Below are 20,616 nucleotides of genomic sequence, written 5' to 3'. Positions count from 1 at the left end.
GTCACCTCCTTCAAATAAATTATGCAAGTTTCTTATCTTTTACATCTACTAATGTATTTTGTATTTCCCATATTGTTTTGTACATTCCTTTAACTTTTATAAGCTCTTCATGCTTTCCAATAGCCTCAATTTTTCCATCTTTCAATACTACAATTTTATCTGCATCCATAACTGTAGAAATTCTATGAGATATTATAAAGGTCGTTACATCTTTATTCCTATTTTTAAGCTTGTTCCTAATAACTTTATCAGTTTCTGTATCTACAGCACTAAGCGAATCATCAAAAATAAGTATTGGAAATTTATTTAGCAAAGTTCTAGCAATAGCTACTCTCTGACGTTGGCCACCGGATAAAGATACTCCCTTTTCTCCAACAATGGTATCATAGCCTTTTTCAAATGACTTTATGACATTGTGAACTGCTGCAGTGGATGCGGCACTAATAATTTCGCTTTTATCAGCATCACCCTTTGCCATTTTTATATTATCCTTTATCGTCCTTGAGTATAAAAACGGCTCTTGAAGAACAATCCCAATATTTTTTCTTATCCACTTTCTTGAAATGTCTGAAAGCTCCACACCATCAATTTTTATAGATCCACTTTTATAGTCATAAAGCCTTAAAAGAAGATGAACAAGTGATGACTTTCCTGCTCCTGTAGGCCCAACAATAGCCACAGTTTCGCCTCTATTTACCTTTAGACTAAAATCATTAATTATTGGTTTGCCTTTTTCATACTCAAAACAAACATTTTCAAAAGTAATTTCTCCTTTTAATTCAGGTTCTAGTGCCTTACCCTCTTCTTTTTCCTCTTCTTCGCTAATAATATTCATTATTCTTTTAATAGAAACTGTCATCTTACCCATATCCGAAAGAATCCTTCCAAGCTGCCTTATTGGCCATAAAAGCATACTTTCATAAGTATTAAAGGCTACTGCTGTTCCAAGGCTTATATCTCCTTTTACAGCAAAATATATTCCAAACATGAGAACCATGCCTATTTGAATAGTACATATAAGATCAGATGTTGCCCAATACGTTGACAAACTTTTATTCAAATCAAAGCTTAAATCTCTATATTTTTTATTTTTTTCATCGAATCTTTCTATCTCAAATTGTTCTCTTCCAAAGGCCTTCACTACCCTTACTCCTTCAATATTTCTCTCAAGCATTGCTGTAAGTGAAGCCTCTTCTTCATCTGACTTTTCAAAGAGTTTTCTTATATTATTGAAAAATATGAACGATACCAAAAATATCACCGGTATAGTTATCACAGATATGATAGTCATCTTTTTATCTAAAGACAGCATCATAATTGCTGAGAAAAGTACTATAAAAAATGTTCTGCCTATTTCAACTAGCTCCACTGCAAAAAACTTTCTAACAGTTTCAACATCTGAAGTGCATCTTTGAATTAAATCTCCAGACTCCACACTTACATGGTACTTATATGGCAATCTTTGAATATGATCATACAGTTTTATCCTCATATTTCTAGCCATATTTTCTGAAGCTTCTCCTGAAAATTTACCTTTGAAATACAAGAATATCCCTCTTATGCTTGTTAGCAAAACAATACATCCAGCACATATCCATAAATTTTCTCTTAAAACACTTCTTCCTCCAATTTGTGCTATAAAGTTTTTTAATATCTTAGGTACATATAACTCTTTATTTCCTATAATTGAATCTATTGTGATTTTAATTATTGTAGGCTCAATCATTGATATAAGTGTTGCCACCCCTATAGATAATATAGCTAATGTATACCGTGCTCTATTTCCCTTTGTTATTTTAAAAATATCATTCATTATGAATCCCCCCCAAAACAAACTTTAACCTTGTTACGCATAAAATATAGAATCACAGCCCTTTACTTTTTTTAGAATTTCTTTTTTACTCATATTAAACACTCCCTTTTTATAGATAGATATATAAAAAAGCCGCAGAATTTAAATCCTACGGCTTTTAAAACATAATAATACATATATGGAAAACTATCCCTTAAAAATTACGCATAAAAAAACCATAGGCATACAACCTATGGTTTAAATTTCACGTAAAAATATAACTGTTTAAATTAACTCATTAAGGTCGTATGTATTTATATAATTATGAAACAATTCAGATGTGCCAAAAACTGCATTGATTGCTGATACTCCTCTAAATTTTTTCATATTCATCGACCTCCTCTTAAATAATTAATTTAAACTTATATTTCTCATTATACTCGTGCATTTATATTATTGCAATACATATTTTAAAATTTTCCAATTTATCTTACACGAGGCTCGGGCAATTTAGAAAGTATTAATATAGAAAATGCCTATTGATAATTAAGAAGGATAATGGCTCCATGACCCAAACTCCATATATGATCGTTATCCTTCCTTACCAGATATAATATATTAAATATTATCAGTAACAAAGTATAGCCTAACCTCCAGTCACGGTATGGTTTTCAAATTCCGTAGGCACGGAGGAATTTTTTCCTTGCTTCACCCCTAAAAGAGAAGTAACAGTGCTGAAGGAACGATTTAAAAAAATTCTAATAAATCCTGATAAAAAAATCATAAAATACTTAGAGTTTTGAATCTGTTTGAACATTATCATATACGAGGTTTGGGCGAAACCCATTATCCTTCTTTACTTCAAGCAGGCAATCTCTATATTGTAAAAAGGTTTACATGGATTCTTGAATTAATCAAAGTTATTAGCCGTAAACATTAAGATAGTCTGTATTTTATAAAGAAGGATAATGGGTCCTTGACCCAAACCCCACGTATGATAAGATTTATAGAATTTTTTTAATGTTCATTCAGCACTGTTACTTCGCAGTATTTCTGTTATTGCCTTAGCAACTCCGTTTTCGATGTTACTTGCAGTCATATATTTTGCAACTTTCTTAATCTCCGGTATAGCATTTTCCATAGCAAATGAAATTGGAAATTCTTCAAACATGGAATAGTCATTCGATGCATCTCCTAAAATAGCAACTTCATCTCTTTTAATCCCCATTTTTTCCGATGCTCTAACTAAAATTTTTCCTTTAGTTGCATTAATATCATTGACTTCAACATTAGTTAAAAGGCTAGATGATATAGCTAAACCAGGAAGCTTACAAAGCTCCTTTTTAAGCTCATTTATGCTATCAATTGAATCTCCAAACGAAACAAATTTTCCAACATTAACACTGCTGCCTATAAAATCATCTATGTTTTTTATATAATTCATACTGCAAAAATGTGGATGAGTTATTGCATAATTATAAGCGTCCTCTTCAGTTTTTATATTGGGATGTAAGCTTTTACCTTTTTGCATAAGTTCTTTTAAGATTTCATCTTTTGTGTTTGTAGTATAATATCCATTATCTGTATATATTTCAACTGCCAAATCATATTTTGATATTGTATTCAAAATTTCCTTTGTTCTTTTTTTATTAATATAAATTCCCTCAATAGTTTTACCATCTTTATCCATATACTCTCCGCCATTTAGTACAGCACACTCACACTCTATACCGTACTTATCCAAGAAAGTCTTGACATCTGCATAAGCTCTACCTGTTGCAATAGCAAACTTAATACCATTTCTCTGTGCTTCATGTATAGCTTTTACATTTTCTTCTGATATATCTCTATTGCTTCCAATCAAAGTCCCATCCATATCCGATACAATTAGCTTTATCATATCCTAATCCTCCATAACTTGCAATTAATCTTATCTAATTAAAATGATACTATGATTTGAATATCGTGTCTACGAATTACCATTCATAAAAGATATATAATCCTTTCCCCACTTCTCTAGCTCATCCAAAACACTTTTAAACTTCTCACCTATTTCGCTGAGACTATATTCTACCCTCGGTGGTATTTGTCTATAATCTTTACGTATTATCATATTTTCTTTTTCTAAATATTTTAGCTGTCTAGATAAAGTTGCATGAGTCATTTTCTCCGGCATCATCCGCTGAAGTTCATTAAATCGCATTGATTTTTTGACACTTAATATATGTAAAATCGAAATTGTCCATTTACCTGCTAATACCTTCTGTGCTGTCACATATGGGCATACACCGAATAAATTTTCTTTCATATTTCTACCTCCAGCGGTATCGTTTTTGATACTAGTATCATAAAATATCGTACTTGTCTCTTAGTTACTATGTTATATAATTAAACCATAGCTATAATATCACAAATATAGAGAGGAGAAAAGAAAATTATGAATAAAATTGTTGAAGCCCTTAAGAAAACAGGTGTTTTTTATATTTCAACTGTAGAGGGTGATAAGCCTCATGTACGTCCATTTAGTTCTGTATGCGAATTTGAAGGTAAAGCATATATTTGTACAAACAACACAAAAAAATGCTATGCCCAAATGATTAATAATCCCAAAATAGAAATCTCTGGTATGGGGAAAGATGGTACATGGATTAGACTTACTGGAAAATTGGTAAGAGATGACAGAGATGAAGCACGTGCTGCAATGCTTGCTGACCCTACTGGTCCTAGTAAACTTTATAAACTTGGCGATGGTATCTTTGAAGTATTTTATATAGATAACGCTTCCTGCACACAATATTCCTTTAAAGGTGATCCAGTAAAAATTATTTAGTAAAAAATTACTGCACTAAAACTTTTAGTTTAGTGCAGCACTATCTTATATGTTCTCAGATGCTATTACTTTACCAAGCCTCTTAATTCCTTCAACAATCCTATCATCCGTCATATTTGAATAATTGAGCCTAAATTGATTTTTATGATCTCTATTTGGGAAAAATGGAGTTCCAGGAACAAAAGCTACGTTGTTAGCTATTGCCTTATCAAATATAACCTGACAATCCATACCATCTGGAAGCATAACCCATAAGAACAATCCGCCATCAGGAAGCGTATGCTTAATATTTTTGGGGAAATATTTATTCATAGCATCAACCATTACCTGTCTCCTATGCTTATAAATTTCTCTTATTTTTTCTATATGCTCATCTATATTAAACATTTCTAAGTATTTAGACGTAATCATTTGTGCAAATATATCTGTATGTAAATCAGCATTTTGCTTTAGGGGCACTAATTTTTCCATTATATCTTTATCGGCGCACATCCATCCAAGTCTTAAACCGGGTGCAAAAATTTTAGAGAAAGTGCTTAAATAAACAACTCGTCCCTCAGTATCAAAGTGTTTTATTGAAGGCAATTTTTCTCCTGCGAATCTAATTTCGCCATAAGGATTGTCTTCAAGTATAACGACATCGTATTTATTAGCAAGCTCAACCATTCTCTTTCTTCTTTCAAGAGCCATAGTTCTTCCTGTTGGATTTTGAAAGTCTGGTATTGTATAAATGAACTTTGCATTTGGAGTGCTTTTAAGTACATCTTCAAGCTCCTCCATAATCATGCCTTGTTCATCCATAGATACCCCCTTAAATTTAGGCATATATGTCTTAAATGCGTTTATAGCTGCAAGGTAAGTTGGGCTTTCACAAATTACAGTATCACCTTCATCGATAAAAGCCTTACCCATAAGATCTAATGCTTGTTGAGAGCCAGAAATCATAAGTATATTATCTATAGATGTTTGAATTTGTAAGTTCCCCATTCTTTTGCATATAGCTTCTCTTAATGGTACATAGCCTTCAGTAGTACTGTATTGAAGAGCTGCTTCACCGTTATTTTCTAGAACTTCCATGCAGGCTTTTTTAATTTCTTTTACTGGAAAAAGCTCTGGTGCTGGAAGTCCACCGGCAAAGGATATTATTTCAGGCTGCTGAGTTACTTTTAATATTTCTCTTATTTCTGAAGAGGTTATAAAATTATTTCGTTTTGCAAATTTGTTACTGTTCATCTAAATCACTCCTAATATTATGTTATTAAATCATTGGCTACTCTTAATAGCCTAGTAAATTATTACTATTTAACATTTTGTTCATTTACAAAGTCCAACCTAACAAGCTTTTTCATATTAGGTAATAAATGATCTTCGGAAAAAATCAAACTATAACCTATAGTATTCATAGCCTCTACAAGAGAATTCTTTTCTATATCTTTATGCATCTCTGAAACTTCATCAAAAACTTTCACATAAGGTGAATCAGACATAAAATTAGTGTCAGGATTTTTTTGAACTACACAGGATACATACTTAGGTAAATTCTTTGATAATTGTTTTATAAACATATTAATACCAATATATTCGATAAATAAATTTGCTATTATAATATCTACCTCTGGTAAGTCGTTTTCTATATCAGATAAATCTAGTTTTTTAAGTACAAGACAGCCTTTTAAATTTTCATATCTTTCTTTGCAGCAATCTAAATAATTTTGATTTATGTCAATACCATAAACCTTATCAATTTTTGAACTGTCTATATGCTGCAAACCATTACCACCTGCTACCCCTAAAATAGCAACTGTTTTAATTTTATATTTATATATCTGTGATTTCATAATTTCATTTAATTCCTGCAACTGATGTACCGTTGATAATTTCATATGACTCTCATAATCTTTAAGAGAAACTTTTTCCCATGGATTACTCATTTTCCTCACCTTCCTGTTATATTTTCTACTTTGTCATAAGCTTTTGTATATCATCAAAAACATGTGCATTATAATCATCATGAACAGTCACCTTTAATATATCATAAAGCTTTTCAAGTTGTTTTATAATTTGTTCAAGATTATCATCGTCATTTACTAGAAGATACATGCGGCTTTTTTCTCCAGCACCTATTTTAGAACATAATATTCCTTCTAGGTTAAAGGCACGTCTCGCAAAAAGCCCTGTTATATGTGACATGACACCTGGATGATTTCTAACAACTAATTCAATAATTACAGTGTTTATATTTTCCATTCTACTTACCTCCTACCATTTCACAATTTCCACCACCAGGCGGAACCATGGGTAAAACATTCTGAAACTCATAAATAGGTGCATCTATCACACATGGTCCCACCTTCTTCAATGCCTCTTCAAGTACATTCAGTGAATTTTTACAATTTAGAGAATAACCCTTAATCCCAAATCCTTCTGCTATAGCTGAAAAATTGTGATTGCTATTAAACTTAGTAGCTATATACTCCTTGTTATAAAATAGTTCCTGCTGTTGCCTTACAAGTCCCAAATACCCATTATTAAAAATAATTACAGTTACATTAAGATTAAGTTCTTGAAGCGTTGCTAATTCCTGAATATTCATAAGAATTGAACCATCACCACTTATACAAACAACTTTCTTGTAAGGATTTGCAATAGCTGCCCCAATAGCTGCTGGAAGTCCAAATCCCATAGTTCCAAGTCCTCCTGAAGTAATAAGAGTCCTTGGATGTTTGAACTTATAATATTGTGCTGTCCACATTTGATGCTGTCCTACATCCGTAGTTATTATTGTATCATCATCAAGTAATTTACTTATGGTTTTAACTAGATTTATTGGATTTTTCATGTCATCATTTAAATCAGGATTATAAAAAGGATGCTTCTTTTTCATTTCATATATATAAGAAAACCATTTTTCTCGTTTGTTATTATCTATAACTTTATTAAGCTCAGTTAAAACCTCCTTCACATCTCCTGTAATAGAATACTTACTTTTTCTTAACTTATCTATTTCAGCGGCATCTATATCTACATGAATAATTGATGCATTAGGACAAAATTTATTTATATTTCCTGTAGCTCTATCATCAAACCTAGCTCCAAATACCAAAATGAGATCGGCTTCATTTATTATAAAATTAGTGTATGAAGCTCCATGCATTCCAAGCATTCCAATATATCGCCTATTATCAGGTGGAAAAGTTCCTATTCCCATTAAAGTTGAAGCAACAGGAATATCATTTTTTTCGGCAATAACCTTAACTAAATCTCCTGAATTAGAATTAGTTATTCCCCCTCCAATAATCATAACTGGCTTTTGTGACTTATTTATAGCCTTAGCTATCTTTTTGATTTGAGATATATCTAATTTATTTTCTTTTGTAGTATTGTCTATATTTTCTGAAAGTTCAAACTCAATTTTCTCATTTTGAACATCTTTGGGAACATCTACGACAACTGGACCTGGCCTTCCCTCTTCAGCTATTTTAAATGCTTTAGGTATTACATCAATTAATTCCTTTGCCGATCTTACAAGAAAATTATGTTTAGTTATAGGTAATGTAAGACCATAAGTATCAACCTCCTGAAAAGAATCCGTTCCCATAGCTTTATATGGAACTTGACCCGTTATTGCTACAATAGGTATAGAATCTAGCTTTGCATCTGCAATTGCTGTTAATAAATTTGTAACTCCTGGGCCTGACGTGGCAAAACATACTGATGCCCTACCTGTTGTCCGTGCTATACCATGGCATATGAATCCCGCTCCTTGCTCATGTCTTGCAAGAACATGTTTTATATTACTTTTGTATAGTGCATTATATATTGGAAGATTATAACCTCCTGGTACACCTGCAATAACTTTTATGCCCTGCTCTTCTAGTAATTTAATTATAATTTCTGCCCCACTTAATTTCATTTTTTTCACCCCTAAAAATATTTTATATATAAAAAACCTCCGTCCTATTTATTTAGGACGAAGGTTAAATTTCGCGGTACCACCTATATTCGTATGAATACGCTCTCAATATATAGTACGGGCAAGTGCCGATACTACTTTCCTTTTAACGATGGAATTTCGTTGAAACCTACTAATCAAAATAATTTTCAGTTCACTGCTCAGAGACTACCTTCTATATTTTCATCATGGAAACTTTCCACCATCATTTCCTCTCTTTATTTCAGAAAAATATATACTCCTTCTCTTCAAAGCTTTTGTCTATATTGTAAGATTATAATAACAAATCCATCAATCAGTGTCAAGAGAATATATCCAAGTATTTACTCTTTATTAATTACTTATTTTAACATTTAATTGAATTTATTTTAAAAAATAAAAAAAACATTGATTTTTTTGCTGTTTTTTATCAATAGTTCCCAAATATTCAAAATTTGTACCTTGAATTTTTAAATTTCTTTTATAAAATTGTAATATACTATAAATTATATAGGAGTGAATAAAATGAATTCAATTGGAATTGTTAGAAAAGTAGATGAACTTGGTAGAATCGTTATACCAAAAGAAACCCGATCACAATTAACCGTAGCTGAAGGCGACTCTCTCGAAATCTTTGTTGACGAAGATGAACACCATATAATTTTAAGAAAATACGCTCCAGGATGCATATTCTGTAACTCCTTAAGTGACGTAAGTTATTTCAAAGGTGTACGAATATGTCAAAAGTGCAAAGATGAATTAAAAGACTTAGCAAAATAAATTTTTTTATTAAAAGTGATTGAAAAGCTGCTGCATAACCTTATAGGCTTATTACAGTAGCACTACTTAAATATATTTTTCACAGCATTACAAAAACGATGAGTAGAAAATTTAGCATTCTTTACTCATCGTTTTTTAGTTTACATAATAACTTCACTTATATAACTATCGCTATCTTTTGAGAAATCTACATAATTTGAATCCACTTTTAATATAGGATGTAATATATTATCCGGTGGAATGTATACTATTTTCCCTTCTCTTCCATCATTCAATATAACTTTTGCACCTATAAAATGAACAGTTATATTACTCATAAAAGTTCTAAGTATACTGGCATCAAAAAGAGAAATCCCTTCCGTCCTAAACATTTTAAATGCAATAAATGGAGATTTCTTCTTTTTATATACCCTATCCGAAGTCATCGCATCATATACATCTGCTACTGCTATAATTTTAGAATACAAATCTATTTCATCTGCTTTAATTCCATATGGATAGCCTGTCCCATTTATTCTTTCATGATGTTGAAGAATAGCCAGTTTTACTTTATTACTAATTCGTGAATCATTATTAATCATTTCGTATCCATAAACTGGATGTTCCTTTATTTTCTCATATTCACTATTAGTAAGTTTACCAGGTTTATTTAATATTTCATTTTCGATTTTAATTTTACCTAAATCATGAAGAATTCCAGCAGAAATCACTTCACGTATTTCATTATCTGTGAGTTTAAGCCAATTAGCTATAAGCATTCCATAAAAAGCTACGTTAACACTATGATAAAAAGTATACTCATCATTATTTTTGATCTCTCTTGCATACTTTACCATGTAATCACACTTTCCAATATTATCATATACTTTTTCCGATAAATTCAAGAGTTCATCATAATCTAAACTATTTCCATCACAGATGTTTAAAACGAATTTCTTTACATCCGATACCGCTATTTCATAACCTTCCTTAAACTCATCGGCCTCACTATTACTAGAAATATCCTTGCTATCATTCTTTTTATACACACTAACTTCGTTTATACCTTTGCTAAAAAGACTTTGCTTTATATAATCATTAATTGGGGTATATCTAGAAATAAGTTTTGTATTACATACAAATATATCTTCCGCAAGCACACAATCACTATTACAATCAATTGTATTCATCATATATTTTCTCAATTTTTCTCACCCTATCTTAAATACTAGAGATACAATCTTTATGTCCGAATTTATTCTGTACTTTAATTAAATTTTAAAATCATTTAAAATTTTCAAATTAAATTTATTATTTTAAGTCATTATACCATATAATGTATCTAAACACAATAAAACTACATTTAATAACATTTTTCATTATATTCTGTGCATGTCTTAAAGTATCTAAAAATGATTCTTTATTTAAATTTATATTTGTGTAACAATATAGAGTATAGATAATTTTTTATCATTTATAGAGGTGAAAGTATGATCTTTAATTTAAAATTCACATCAGGTACTCATAAAAAAGTTCAAATTGAAAATTATATAAAAAATTTAATTGATAAAGGTATACTACAAAAAAATGAGAAATTGCCTTCAACACGTGAGATGAGTTTAATGCTTAGAGTTAGTAGAAATACAATCATCGATGTATACGAATCCCTATCTAATGAAGGTTATACTGATACAATTAAGGGAAAGGGAAGTTTCGTTTCAAATATAAAAGTTAAGTCCTCAGTAACTAAAAGTTTATCATGGGATAATTTTATAAGCCCATATGCCAAGAAAGCAGAAATATTAGACACAACAAAACATGAACTTAGAAGTAAAAAAAATATGATTTCTTTTGATAGTATTTCTCCTAACAAAAACTTATTTGATATAGACGAAATTAAACGTGACTTTCTAAACATAATCTCTCTTGAAGGAAATAACATATTAAATTATGGCTATGCAAAAGGTTATAAACCACTTATTGATCATTTAAAATCCTATATGAATAGTAAAGGAATCAATACAGAAAATAAGGATATTTTAATAACCAATGGTTTTACAGAAGGCTTAAACATAGTATTGCATTCTATAACAAAAAAAGGTGATAAAATTCTTTGCGAGAATCCAACACATAATACATCCTTAAAAATCATGAAACTTCATAGATTAAATATAAAAGGAATTGATATGGAAGATGATGGACTCAACCTTGAAATTTTAAAAAGTGAACTTGAAAAAGAAGTTCCAAAGGCAGTTTTTTTAATTCCAACTTATCACAACCCTACTGGAATAGTTATGTCACCTGAAAAGCGTCTAAAAGCCTTAGGTATACTAAATAATTTTAATGTACCTATAATAGAAGACGGCTTTAACGAAGAGCTCAGATACTCTAATTCAAACATAACACCCTTAGCTGCATTAAATTCAAATAATAACAATATTATATACATAGGAAGCTTGTCTAAAATACTCTTTCCTGGAATGAGAATAGGCTGGGTTCTAGCAGATAAAGATTTAACATCCTATTTTGAAAGCGTTAAGAGAAGCATAAATATTCACACTTCTTTCTTAGACCAAGCTATACTCTATGAATACTTGCGTGGAGAAAACTTTAGTAAATATGTAAAAAGGGCAAAGAAATACTACAAAAACAAATATGAATTAATCATTAAGTACGCCAAAAAATATATACCATATACAAAAATTTGGGGAGAAGGCGGTCTTCACATTTTCATAAAAATTAAAGGAATAAATTCTAGAACTTTACTAGAAAAATGCTACGATAAAGGCGTTGTCTTTACTCCTGGTGATATATTTTATACCGATAAAACTGGATTAGATACATTCAGACTTGGCTTTTCTAGAGTAAGCGAAAGCCAAATAAAAAACGGATGTGAAATAATAGGAGATTGTATACACGAAATTTTAAAAAACAATTAGGAATGAAGAATTAAAAATTAAGAATTAATGATGATTTTCCGCCGCTTTGCTATGGAAAATCTACATTTTATAAAAGAACATTTCCACTAAGGAAATGAAAGTAGTTATAAGTTTAAAAGTTTTTCGTAGTATCCCGGAGAAAAATTACATTCTTTTTTAATTATTAACATAATAGTTCAAAACCCCAGTTATGATAAAATTCCGTAGGCACGGAGGAATTTCTTCCTTGCCTTTCTCTCAGACTAAAGTAACAGTGTTGCTGGAACAATTTAAATAAAATTGTATAAATCTTAGGGTGATATTTTGAAAAGACTTAGAAATTTCAATCTGTTTGAACGTTAGTGAGTTATTGAAATTTCTTAGGATTTTTAAAATATCACCCTTAGATTTATTAATTTTATTTAATGTTCCAGCAATACTGTTACTTTAGTTCCTCTAATTTATGTGATAATTTAAGATTTTCGCTGTAATCAACAGGACAATCAATTACACTTGGTACATCCTGCGCTAATGCTTCCTCAAGAGTAGGAATAAGATCTTCAGCTTTTGTAATCCTATATCCTTTAAGTCCCATGCTCTCAGCATACATCTTAAAATCTGGATTCGTAAAATGTATACATGCTGATTCTCCGTATCTTTCTTCCTGCTTCCATTTTATAAGTCCATAATTACTATCATTAAATATTAGAGTTACAAAAGGAGTACCAATTCTTAAAGCTGTCTCAAGTTCCTGAGAATTCATCATGAATCCACCATCACCTGTAACTGCAACTACCTTTTTATCTGGATTTACAAGTTTTGCTGCTAATGCTCCAGGAATTGCTATACCCATCGATGCAAAACCATTTGATATTATACATGTATTAGGCTTATAACAATGATAATTTCTAGCTATCCACATTTTATGAGCTCCAACATCAGATATAACTATATCCTCTTCACCCATAACCTTACGTAAATCATACAATATTTTTTGAGGTTTCATAGGACAACAATCATCGTTACTGTATTCCTTATAATCTTTTTCCATATCTTCCCTTATCTTAAGTACTTGCTTCGGTACATTTACTCTATTTGAACGCCTAACTATTTCATAAATAGAATCTGATATATCACCTATAACTTCAACTTCTGGAAGATAACATTTATTTACTTCAGCTCTATTTTCACCTATATGGATTATATTAATATCTCCATTTGGGTTCCACTTTTTAGGTGAATATTCTATTATATCATAACCTATTGCAATAACAAGATCTGTCTTTTCAAAAATTCTGTTAACATAATCCTTTTGAGCTAGTCCCATGCTCCAAAGTGAAAGAGGATGCTTAAAAGAGACTATTCCTTTACCCATAAATGTATTTGCAATTGGAATATTTAATCTTTCAGCCATATTTAAAACTGCTTTATTTGCTTTAGAACGTATTGCTCCGTTTCCTGAAAGTATAAGTGGATTTTTAGCTCTAGATATTGCTATTGCTGCTTTTTCTATGCTGCTATATGATGCAAAACTCTTATCAACTAATGTATGTTTTAACGGTTTACCTTCTACAGGCATATCCGCAATATTTTGTGGAAGGTCAATATGACATGCGCCTGGTTTTTCATCAACTGCTGTCTTAAAAGCTTTTCTAACTATTTCAGGTGCAGTATCAGGTCTTACTATTTGTTTGTTCCACTTAGTAACAGGAGCAAACATAGCAACTAAATCGAGATGTTGATGTGATTCTATATGCATTCTATCTGTTCCAACTTGTCCAGTTATTGCTACTAAAGGAGCCCCATCAAGATTTGCATCAGCAACTCCTGTCATAAGGTTTGTAGCTCCCGGTCCTAAAGTTGAAAGACATACACCAGGTTTACCAGTCAATCGTCCATATACATCTGCCATAAAAGCAGCACCTTGCTCATGACGTGTAGTTATAAATTTTATAGATGATTCCTTAAGAGCATTAATAAGTGCTAAGTTTTCCTCTCCGGGTATACCGAATATGTACTCTACATTTTCATTTTCTAAGCACTTTACAACTAATTCAGCAGTAGTTAACTTTTTTTGCTCTTCTGAAATTTTTGAAACTTTAACATCCTTTTCTTGCTTTAAACTTTCACTCATTGACATTAACCCCTTATTTTTAATTTAAATAAATTTTTCAAAAAAACTTTTCAGTGGCTAATATCCTAATATATAGTTTCAATTGCACTTTGTCAATTTATTTTTAAAATTTTTTAAAAATAACCGGCTTTAATGCAATTTTGATTACTTATTATTACATATGTTCAAATATAATACATATTAATTTACTTTTTATGTTGTGTTTTCTAGTAAAGAAAAAATTATTATTTGATGCCCAATATATGTCATTTTGAATTTCACATATAGACGTCATTCAATTCTTTTTTAATTGCATTATATATTATGTCTTCCTGCATCCCTCCATAAAATCTTATATATTCATTAATAGCTATTATGGGAAGAGTATATTTCTTTTCAACAGCCTTTTTAATGTATTCATACTCATCTAAATTAACTTTTTTCATATCTATAAATTGTATTTCTACATTATTACTTATATCTGTTTCTTTTATATACTTTTTTAAATTCAAATATTGTTCATACATTGATTTACTACTACAACATGATTTTTTTGAATGACAAGTTCCACATCCACCACAGTTATTAGAACATGACTTCTTACTACCTTCACATCCACCACATGAATTTTTATCTTTAGTACCAAAGAACTCTACAAGTACAACTTCATTATTCATTACACCCTCCTAAAGTTTACATTATATAATGCAAATTATCATACATGAGGTTTAGGTAAGCAACATTATAATTTTTTATTTTATATAAGCACTTTCCACATATACAAAACTTGAATAATTATAATGAATCTCTGATCCAAACCCCAGATATGATAAAACTTATGAGCTTTGTTTAATATTATAAAATACTGTTACTTCATAACCTTCTTAAAAAATCCCTTTAGTTTAGATGTACTTTCATCTGAAGCTTCTTCTATCTTAGTAGCTTCATAACCAGCATCCTCAATAGCTGCCTTTATTTTTTCATCTTCCACATCATTACTTATTAATGCTGATTTTTTCTTTAAATTAACCTTGACATTGTTAGCTCCAATCCCTTCTAGTGCCTCTTTAACATGAGCTGCACAGTGTTCACAGCTCATTCCTTCTACTGATATTCTTTTAGCCATTTTTATTTCCTCCTTGTATTTATATATTATTTTAAATTTAATCTTTTTAACCTTAATGCATTAGTTAATACTGAAACAGAACTTAAACTCATAGCTCCTGCCGCTATCATTGGATTTAAAAGTGGTCCTCCAAACAAATATAGGATTCCCATAGCTACAGGTATGCCTATAACGTTATATCCAAACGCCCAGAATAAATTTTCCTTAATATTCTTTATGGTTTTCTGACTTAATTCTATTGCTACTGCTACATCCATTAGATCACTCTTCATAAGAACTATATCAGCTGACTCCATAGCAATATCTGTACCATTTCCTATTGCCATGCCAATATCTGCTTGAGCCAGCGCTGGAGCATCATTAATTCCATCTCCAACCATAGCAACTTTTTTACCTTCATCTTGAAGTTTTTTTACTTCTGCTGCCTTATCCTGCGGAAGCACCTCTGCAAGTACTCTGTCTATTCCCACCTTTTTAGCTATTGCATCAGCAGATTTTTTGTTATCACCAGTTATCATTACAACTTCTATTGCTTTTTCATGAAGTTTTTTTATTGCTCTTTCACTGCTTTCCTTTACTGTATCTGCCACCGCTATTATTCCCTTAGCTTCACCATCAAGTGCAATATACATAGGTGTCTTGCCCTCACTTGCTAACTTCTCAGCAGTTTCAATTATATTATCTATTTTAATATTATTATCAGTCATAAGTCTTTTGTTTCCAAGAAGCACTTTTCTTCCATTTATACTAGCCTCAATACCATGACCTGGCACAGCTTTAAATTCATCAGTTTTAAATAAGTCTAAATTGCGAGTTTGCGCTTCCCTAACAATAGCATCACCAAGTGGATGTTCTGAATTTTTTTCAACAGAAGCAGCAATTCTAAGCAAATAATTTTCTTCCCCTTCTGATGCTTTTATATCTGTTACTTTAGGTTTCCCTTCCGTTATTGTTCCTGTCTTATCAAATACTATTGTTTTAATTTTATGTGTGTTTTCAAGTGCTGTACCACTTTTTATAAGAACTCCATATTCAGCACCCTTACCTGTTCCAACCATGATGGCTGTAGGTGTAGCTAATCCTAATGCACATGGACAAGCAATTACTAGAACCGATATAAATATAGTAAGCGTAAAGGTTACGTCTTTACCCGATAAATACCAGGCTAAAGCTGATATAACCGCTAGTGCAATAACTACCGGCACAAAATAACCTGACACTATATCCGCAAGTTTAGCAATAGGTGCCTTTGAACCCTGGGCCTCCTCAACTAACCTAACAATTTGTGCTAGCACTGTATCACGTCCGACTTTTGTAACTTTGTACTTTATTAGTCCATTTTTATTTATGCTTGCACCTATAACCTCATCACCTTTAGTTTTAGAGACCGGAATACTTTCTCCTGTAAGCATTGATTCATCTATAGATGTTGTACCTGCAACTACTATTCCGTCCACAGGTATTTTAGCTCCAGGTTTGACAATTATAATATCGCCGGGTTTAACTTCATCTATGGGAATTTCCTCTTCCTTATCACCCTTTACAACAATAGCAGTTTTGGGTGTCAGCCCAATAAGCTTTTTTATTGCCTCTGAAGTTTTCCCCTTAGAAACAGCTTCCATATACTTTCCTAGGGTTATAAGTGTTAATATAATTCCAGCAGATTCAAAATAAAGCTGCGCTTCTTTGCTGCCATTAAATATTCTATATAATCCAAATAGACTGTATAAAAATGCCGCTGATGAACCAATGGCAATTAACGAATCCATATTAGGATTTCCCTTAATTAAAGTTTTAAATCCAACCTTAAAAAATTTTCTTCCCTTAATTATAATAGGTATTACTAGTACAAATTCCAAAATGCCATATATCTTAGGATGAACCATAGGATCAATTGCTGGTGGAAACATAATTCCAATAGAATTAAATATCATAGGCACCATTGCTATAATAAGTAGGGGAACTGCAAATAAAGCTGATACTAAAAATCTATTCCAGAGTGACTTTATCTCTTTTTCTTTTCTCTCTTTATCCCTGTCTATAGAAATTATATTATCAAAAGCTTTATATCCAGCTTTCGTTATTGCATCTTTTATATCATCAATGTTTACCTTATCTTCTTCAAAACTTATGCTTAACTTTTCTGTAGCTAAATTTACATTAGAATTAGTAACTCCTTCTAATTTACTTGTTACACGTTCAACAGTTCTTGCACATGCAGCACAAGTCATTCCTTCTATTTTTAAAGTTTTGTTATTCATGCTCTCCTCTCCTTGTTTTGTACTTTTTATTACTTGCTAATTACTCTAGAAAGTAAATCCATTATTTCGTCAACTTTCTCTTCCCCATTGTCATGCATAAAAGCTTCCTTCACGCAATGGTTAAGATGCTGCTTTAAAATAAGCATATTAGCTTTCTTTAAAAGTGACGATGCAGCAACTATCTGATTGGATACATCTATACAATACCTTCCGTCTTCTATCATTTTTATTATCCCCTCAATTTGACCTTTTGAAGTTTTCAGTGCTCTTACAGCTTCGCTTTTTTCTTTGTTCACATATACCCCTCCCCTGTATGGTGTTTTCTTAAATATATCACTTAGTCTTATAATTGTCAATAATGATTCTCATTTGTTAATAAATTTTATTGCTCACTGTTACTTATAAAGTGTATCTTCATATAGCATTTATTATTTACCAAATGACTAAATTTTAAATTAATAATTTCAAAAATAACAAAATTTTCAGTAAATTAATCTATAATATTGTTATATAATAAATATTATACCAATTGATTAGGAGATGACTTCATGTGTTAAATTATAATACTGAATTAACTTATTTTATTAGAATAATAATTGCTGGCATTTGTGGATGCTTAATAGGTTACGAAAGACAAAATAGAATGAAGGAAGCCGGTATAAGAACCCACTTTATAGTTTGCCTGAGCTCTGCTCTTATGATGATAGTATCAAAATATGGTTTCCAAGATCTAGTAGGTACACAAAATATATCAATAGATCCTTCACGTATTGCTGCACAAGTTGTAAGCGGCGTAGGCTTTTTAGGTGCTGGAATGATATTTATGAGAAAACAATCCATAAAAGGATTAACGACCGCTGCCGGAATATGGGCTACTGCTGGAGTTGGACTTGCTTTGGGTTCAGGCATGTATTGTATAGGATTATTATCTTGCTTTGTAATATTATTGGGACAAACTATTCTTCATAGAAACTTTTTCTGGCTTGCTAATCCACTAACAGAGGAATTGAGTATTAAGGTATTAAATGAACCAGATGCAGTAGACAAATTAACGTGCATATTCAAAGATAAAAATATAGATATATTAAGTTTCAAGATACAAAAGGAATCTGATGATAATAAGGCAAGTCTTATTAATATAAATCTCGTGCTTAAAATTCCTAATTCATATGATATATCTAATTTTCTTTTAATGATTCAACATTATCCTTTTATAAAGTATATTAAGTTTTAGTAAGCTCCTATTTTCAAGGGGCTTATTTTTATATATAATTAGTAAAGAACTGTTACTTCATAAAAATTGCTACGGAGGCCTTAAATTAAATGAATGAAATTACTAATATAAATGAAGATGCCTGGAATAAAGAAACCTATAGTGCATGGGTTGAAAGATTTGGAACTCCAGATGATGCAGCCAAAAAAATATGCGAAAATCCCTATAAATTTTTATCAGTACTTAAAGAAAAATTTGGAGATGTTAACGGTAAAAAAATAATGAACATCATGGGATCGAATGGAATCAAAGCAGTTTCTCTTGCCTCATTAGGTGCAGATGTAAGTGTAGTTGATTTTTCAAAGGGGAACATGAATTATGCTTTAGATTTAGCTGAGAAAGCCAATGTGAAAATAAACTATATTTTAAGTGATGTACTTAAACTTCCTGAAAATTTTATAACAGGGGATTATGACATTGTATTTGCCGAAATGGGCATACTACATTATTTTCTTGATCTATCGCCTTTTATGGAGCTAATATACAAACTCCTTAAAAATGGTGGAACATTTATCCTCAGAGACTTTCATCCAGTCTCAACTAAATTAATCACCTCTAGGGGCACAACTGCCAAGGTTAGGAAACATAAAGTAACTGGAAACTATTTTGACACTTCTCTAGAAGAAAAAGATGCTGCCTTTTCAAAATATCTACTTGATAATAGTGAACCTGAAAAAGTCCTTTTAAGGAAATGGACCCTTGGGGAAATAGTAACCTCTGTTGCCTCTTCTGGCTTTACAATTAAAACTCTTGATGAAGAACCAAACTTATCATGCGATAATTTTGATAAAGGAATCCCTAAAACTTTTACACTTGTTTCCAGAAAAGTTTCTTGTTAATTTAATAATTATTTGACATGCATTTTTTTATTTTGTAAAATTATCTTATGTGTTATTGATAGTTTTACAAAATAGGAGGTATTACTTATGGAAAATGCTATGACAAATTATAAATCCTTACTTGGTATAACTTATAGAAAAAATTATGTTAATGGCAATATAAAAGTTTGCACGTTAAATGAAATAAATTCAATTAGTACTACATGTGGTGCTTTAATCCCTCGATATAACTTTTCAAATGATGAGTGTGATAAACACATGAATTCTCTTTGTTTTTATGAAGATGGAAGATTAAAAAGTATATATTTGCAGACTCAAACTAACATAAACACTCCAGTTGGAACTCTGTCCGCAAATTTAGTAAGCTTCTATGAAAGCGGCAATATAAAGTCCTTTAATTCAAGTAAACCAACTTTAATTTCAACTCCTATCGGTAAAATCACTACTTTTAATTCAGACATTTTAAATTTAACTTCTGGCATCAACTCAGTTAACTTCTACGAATCCGGCAATCTGAAATCATTATTAACTTCTTCAGATAAAGTCACTGTATCCCTAGGAGATGCGGATATAGAAATTTATGAACCTAGCCTTAAAATAAATGCAGAAAACAAAAAACATTTAGATGTAATTCCTTTAGCTATATCCTTTTTTGATAATAAAATTCAATTTAATAATAGTACGAATGATGAATATGACCTATATCATTTTAATTTTACTATTGAGCATTTAGCCTTTAGTCACCCTTTTCCATATAAAAATCCATATTGATAT

19 protein-coding genes and 1 other annotated feature are annotated in these 20,616 nt (G+C 30.9%); of the genes, 6 read left to right on the top strand and 13 right to left on the bottom strand.

The window, feature by feature from the left end:
- Positions 1-19: 19 nt before the first annotated feature.
- From BEE63_RS10420 to BEE63_RS10410, 3 genes are all read right to left on the bottom strand, one after another.
- Positions 20-1,813: an ABC transporter ATP-binding protein gene (locus tag BEE63_RS10420; protein WP_066021323.1), complete on the bottom strand. Its 1,794-nt coding sequence runs from the start codon at positions 1,811-1,813 to the stop codon at positions 20-22.
- Between the two features lie 1,003 nt (positions 1,814-2,816).
- Positions 2,817-3,692 carry a Cof-type HAD-IIB family hydrolase gene (locus BEE63_RS10415; RefSeq protein ID WP_066021322.1) on the bottom strand — a complete coding sequence of 292 codons (876 nt, stop codon included), beginning with the start codon at positions 3,690-3,692 and terminating at the stop codon, positions 2,817-2,819.
- A gap of 69 nt (positions 3,693-3,761) precedes the next feature.
- Positions 3,762-4,100: a winged helix-turn-helix transcriptional regulator gene (locus BEE63_RS10410; RefSeq protein WP_066021321.1), complete on the bottom strand. Its 339-nt coding sequence runs from the start codon at positions 4,098-4,100 to the stop codon at positions 3,762-3,764.
- Positions 4,101-4,229: 129 nt separating this feature from the next.
- Between BEE63_RS10410 and BEE63_RS10405 the strand changes: the two genes are divergently transcribed.
- Entirely contained in the window at positions 4,230-4,622 is a 393-nt protein-coding gene (locus BEE63_RS10405; protein ID WP_066021320.1) for a pyridoxamine 5'-phosphate oxidase family protein, read from the top strand.
- 45 nt (positions 4,623-4,667) lie between these two features.
- Here BEE63_RS10405 and BEE63_RS10400 read toward each other — a convergent pair whose 3' ends face one another.
- The 4 genes from BEE63_RS10400 to ilvB all read right to left on the bottom strand — a co-directional run bounded on the left by BEE63_RS10400 (position 4,668) and on the right by ilvB (position 8,535).
- The gene (locus BEE63_RS10400) at positions 4,668-5,855 is read right to left on the bottom strand and encodes a PLP-dependent aminotransferase family protein (RefSeq protein WP_066021319.1); all 1,188 of its coding nucleotides are present in this window, start codon (positions 5,853-5,855) and stop codon (positions 4,668-4,670) included.
- A 65-nt stretch (positions 5,856-5,920) separates the two neighbouring features.
- A complete protein-coding gene (locus BEE63_RS10395) occupies positions 5,921-6,553 on the bottom strand; it encodes a class I SAM-dependent methyltransferase (RefSeq protein WP_066021318.1) in 633 nt (210 codons plus the stop codon).
- Between the two features lie 25 nt (positions 6,554-6,578).
- Positions 6,579-6,869 (bottom strand): acetolactate synthase small subunit, encoded by a 291-nt coding sequence (ilvN, locus tag BEE63_RS10390; RefSeq protein ID WP_066021317.1) that lies wholly within the window; start codon positions 6,867-6,869, stop codon positions 6,579-6,581.
- 1 nt (position 6,870) lies between these two features.
- Positions 6,871-8,535 (bottom strand): biosynthetic-type acetolactate synthase large subunit, encoded by a 1,665-nt coding sequence (ilvB, locus tag BEE63_RS10385; RefSeq protein WP_066021316.1) that lies wholly within the window; start codon positions 8,533-8,535, stop codon positions 6,871-6,873.
- A gap of 50 nt (positions 8,536-8,585) precedes the next feature.
- Positions 8,586-8,835 (bottom strand) — a binding site (T-box leader).
- Between the two features lie 243 nt (positions 8,836-9,078).
- Here ilvB and BEE63_RS10380 point away from each other — a divergent pair.
- Positions 9,079-9,333, top strand: a complete 255-nt coding sequence (locus BEE63_RS10380) for an AbrB/MazE/SpoVT family DNA-binding domain-containing protein (RefSeq protein WP_066021315.1) — start codon at positions 9,079-9,081, stop codon at positions 9,331-9,333.
- A 140-nt stretch (positions 9,334-9,473) separates the two neighbouring features.
- Here the strand turns inward: BEE63_RS10380 and BEE63_RS10375 are convergent, their stop codons facing one another.
- Positions 9,474-10,505 carry an HD-GYP domain-containing protein gene (locus tag BEE63_RS10375; RefSeq protein ID WP_242874777.1) on the bottom strand — a complete coding sequence of 344 codons (1,032 nt, stop codon included), beginning with the start codon at positions 10,503-10,505 and terminating at the stop codon, positions 9,474-9,476.
- A gap of 297 nt (positions 10,506-10,802) precedes the next feature.
- On the opposite strand from BEE63_RS10375, the gene BEE63_RS10370 reads away from it, so the two are divergent.
- Positions 10,803-12,251 (top strand): PLP-dependent aminotransferase family protein, encoded by a 1,449-nt coding sequence (locus BEE63_RS10370; RefSeq protein WP_066021313.1) that lies wholly within the window; start codon positions 10,803-10,805, stop codon positions 12,249-12,251.
- 421 nt (positions 12,252-12,672) lie between these two features.
- Here the strand turns inward: BEE63_RS10370 and BEE63_RS10365 are convergent, their stop codons facing one another.
- From BEE63_RS10365 to BEE63_RS10345, 5 genes are all read right to left on the bottom strand, one after another.
- Positions 12,673-14,364, bottom strand: coding sequence for an acetolactate synthase large subunit (locus BEE63_RS10365; RefSeq protein WP_066021312.1), 1,692 nt, complete (start codon positions 14,362-14,364; stop codon positions 12,673-12,675).
- 257 nt (positions 14,365-14,621) lie between these two features.
- The gene (locus tag BEE63_RS10360) at positions 14,622-15,020 is read right to left on the bottom strand and encodes a hypothetical protein (RefSeq protein WP_066021311.1); all 399 of its coding nucleotides are present in this window, start codon (positions 15,018-15,020) and stop codon (positions 14,622-14,624) included.
- A 191-nt stretch (positions 15,021-15,211) separates the two neighbouring features.
- Positions 15,212-15,469: a heavy-metal-associated domain-containing protein gene (locus BEE63_RS10355; protein ID WP_066021310.1), complete on the bottom strand. Its 258-nt coding sequence runs from the start codon at positions 15,467-15,469 to the stop codon at positions 15,212-15,214.
- Between the two features lie 26 nt (positions 15,470-15,495).
- Positions 15,496-17,730 carry a heavy metal translocating P-type ATPase gene (locus BEE63_RS10350; protein ID WP_198507938.1) on the bottom strand — a complete coding sequence of 745 codons (2,235 nt, stop codon included), beginning with the start codon at positions 17,728-17,730 and terminating at the stop codon, positions 15,496-15,498.
- A 29-nt stretch (positions 17,731-17,759) separates the two neighbouring features.
- Positions 17,760-18,026 carry a metal-sensing transcriptional repressor gene (locus tag BEE63_RS10345; protein ID WP_066021309.1) on the bottom strand — a complete coding sequence of 89 codons (267 nt, stop codon included), beginning with the start codon at positions 18,024-18,026 and terminating at the stop codon, positions 17,760-17,762.
- A 254-nt stretch (positions 18,027-18,280) separates the two neighbouring features.
- Here BEE63_RS10345 and BEE63_RS10340 point away from each other — a divergent pair, with 254 nt between their 5' ends.
- The 3 genes from BEE63_RS10340 to BEE63_RS10330 all read left to right on the top strand — a co-directional run bounded on the left by BEE63_RS10340 (position 18,281) and on the right by BEE63_RS10330 (position 20,613).
- On the top strand, positions 18,281-18,964 hold the full coding sequence (locus tag BEE63_RS10340; RefSeq protein WP_066021308.1) for an MgtC/SapB family protein: 684 nt from the start codon (positions 18,281-18,283) through the stop codon (positions 18,962-18,964).
- Positions 18,965-19,053: 89 nt separating this feature from the next.
- On the top strand, positions 19,054-19,842 hold the full coding sequence (locus BEE63_RS10335; protein ID WP_066021307.1) for a class I SAM-dependent methyltransferase: 789 nt from the start codon (positions 19,054-19,056) through the stop codon (positions 19,840-19,842).
- An 87-nt stretch (positions 19,843-19,929) separates the two neighbouring features.
- Entirely contained in the window at positions 19,930-20,613 is a 684-nt protein-coding gene (locus BEE63_RS10330; protein WP_066021306.1) for a hypothetical protein, read from the top strand.
- Positions 20,614-20,616 lie beyond the last annotated feature (3 nt).

The organism is Clostridium pasteurianum (assembly GCF_001705235.1).
In the GTDB taxonomy this organism is placed as follows: Bacteria; Bacillota; Clostridia; order Clostridiales; family Clostridiaceae; genus Clostridium_S; species Clostridium_S pasteurianum_A.
Note: the sequence above shows the minus strand (reverse complement) of the source record. Positions and strands in the feature narration are given on the sequence as shown.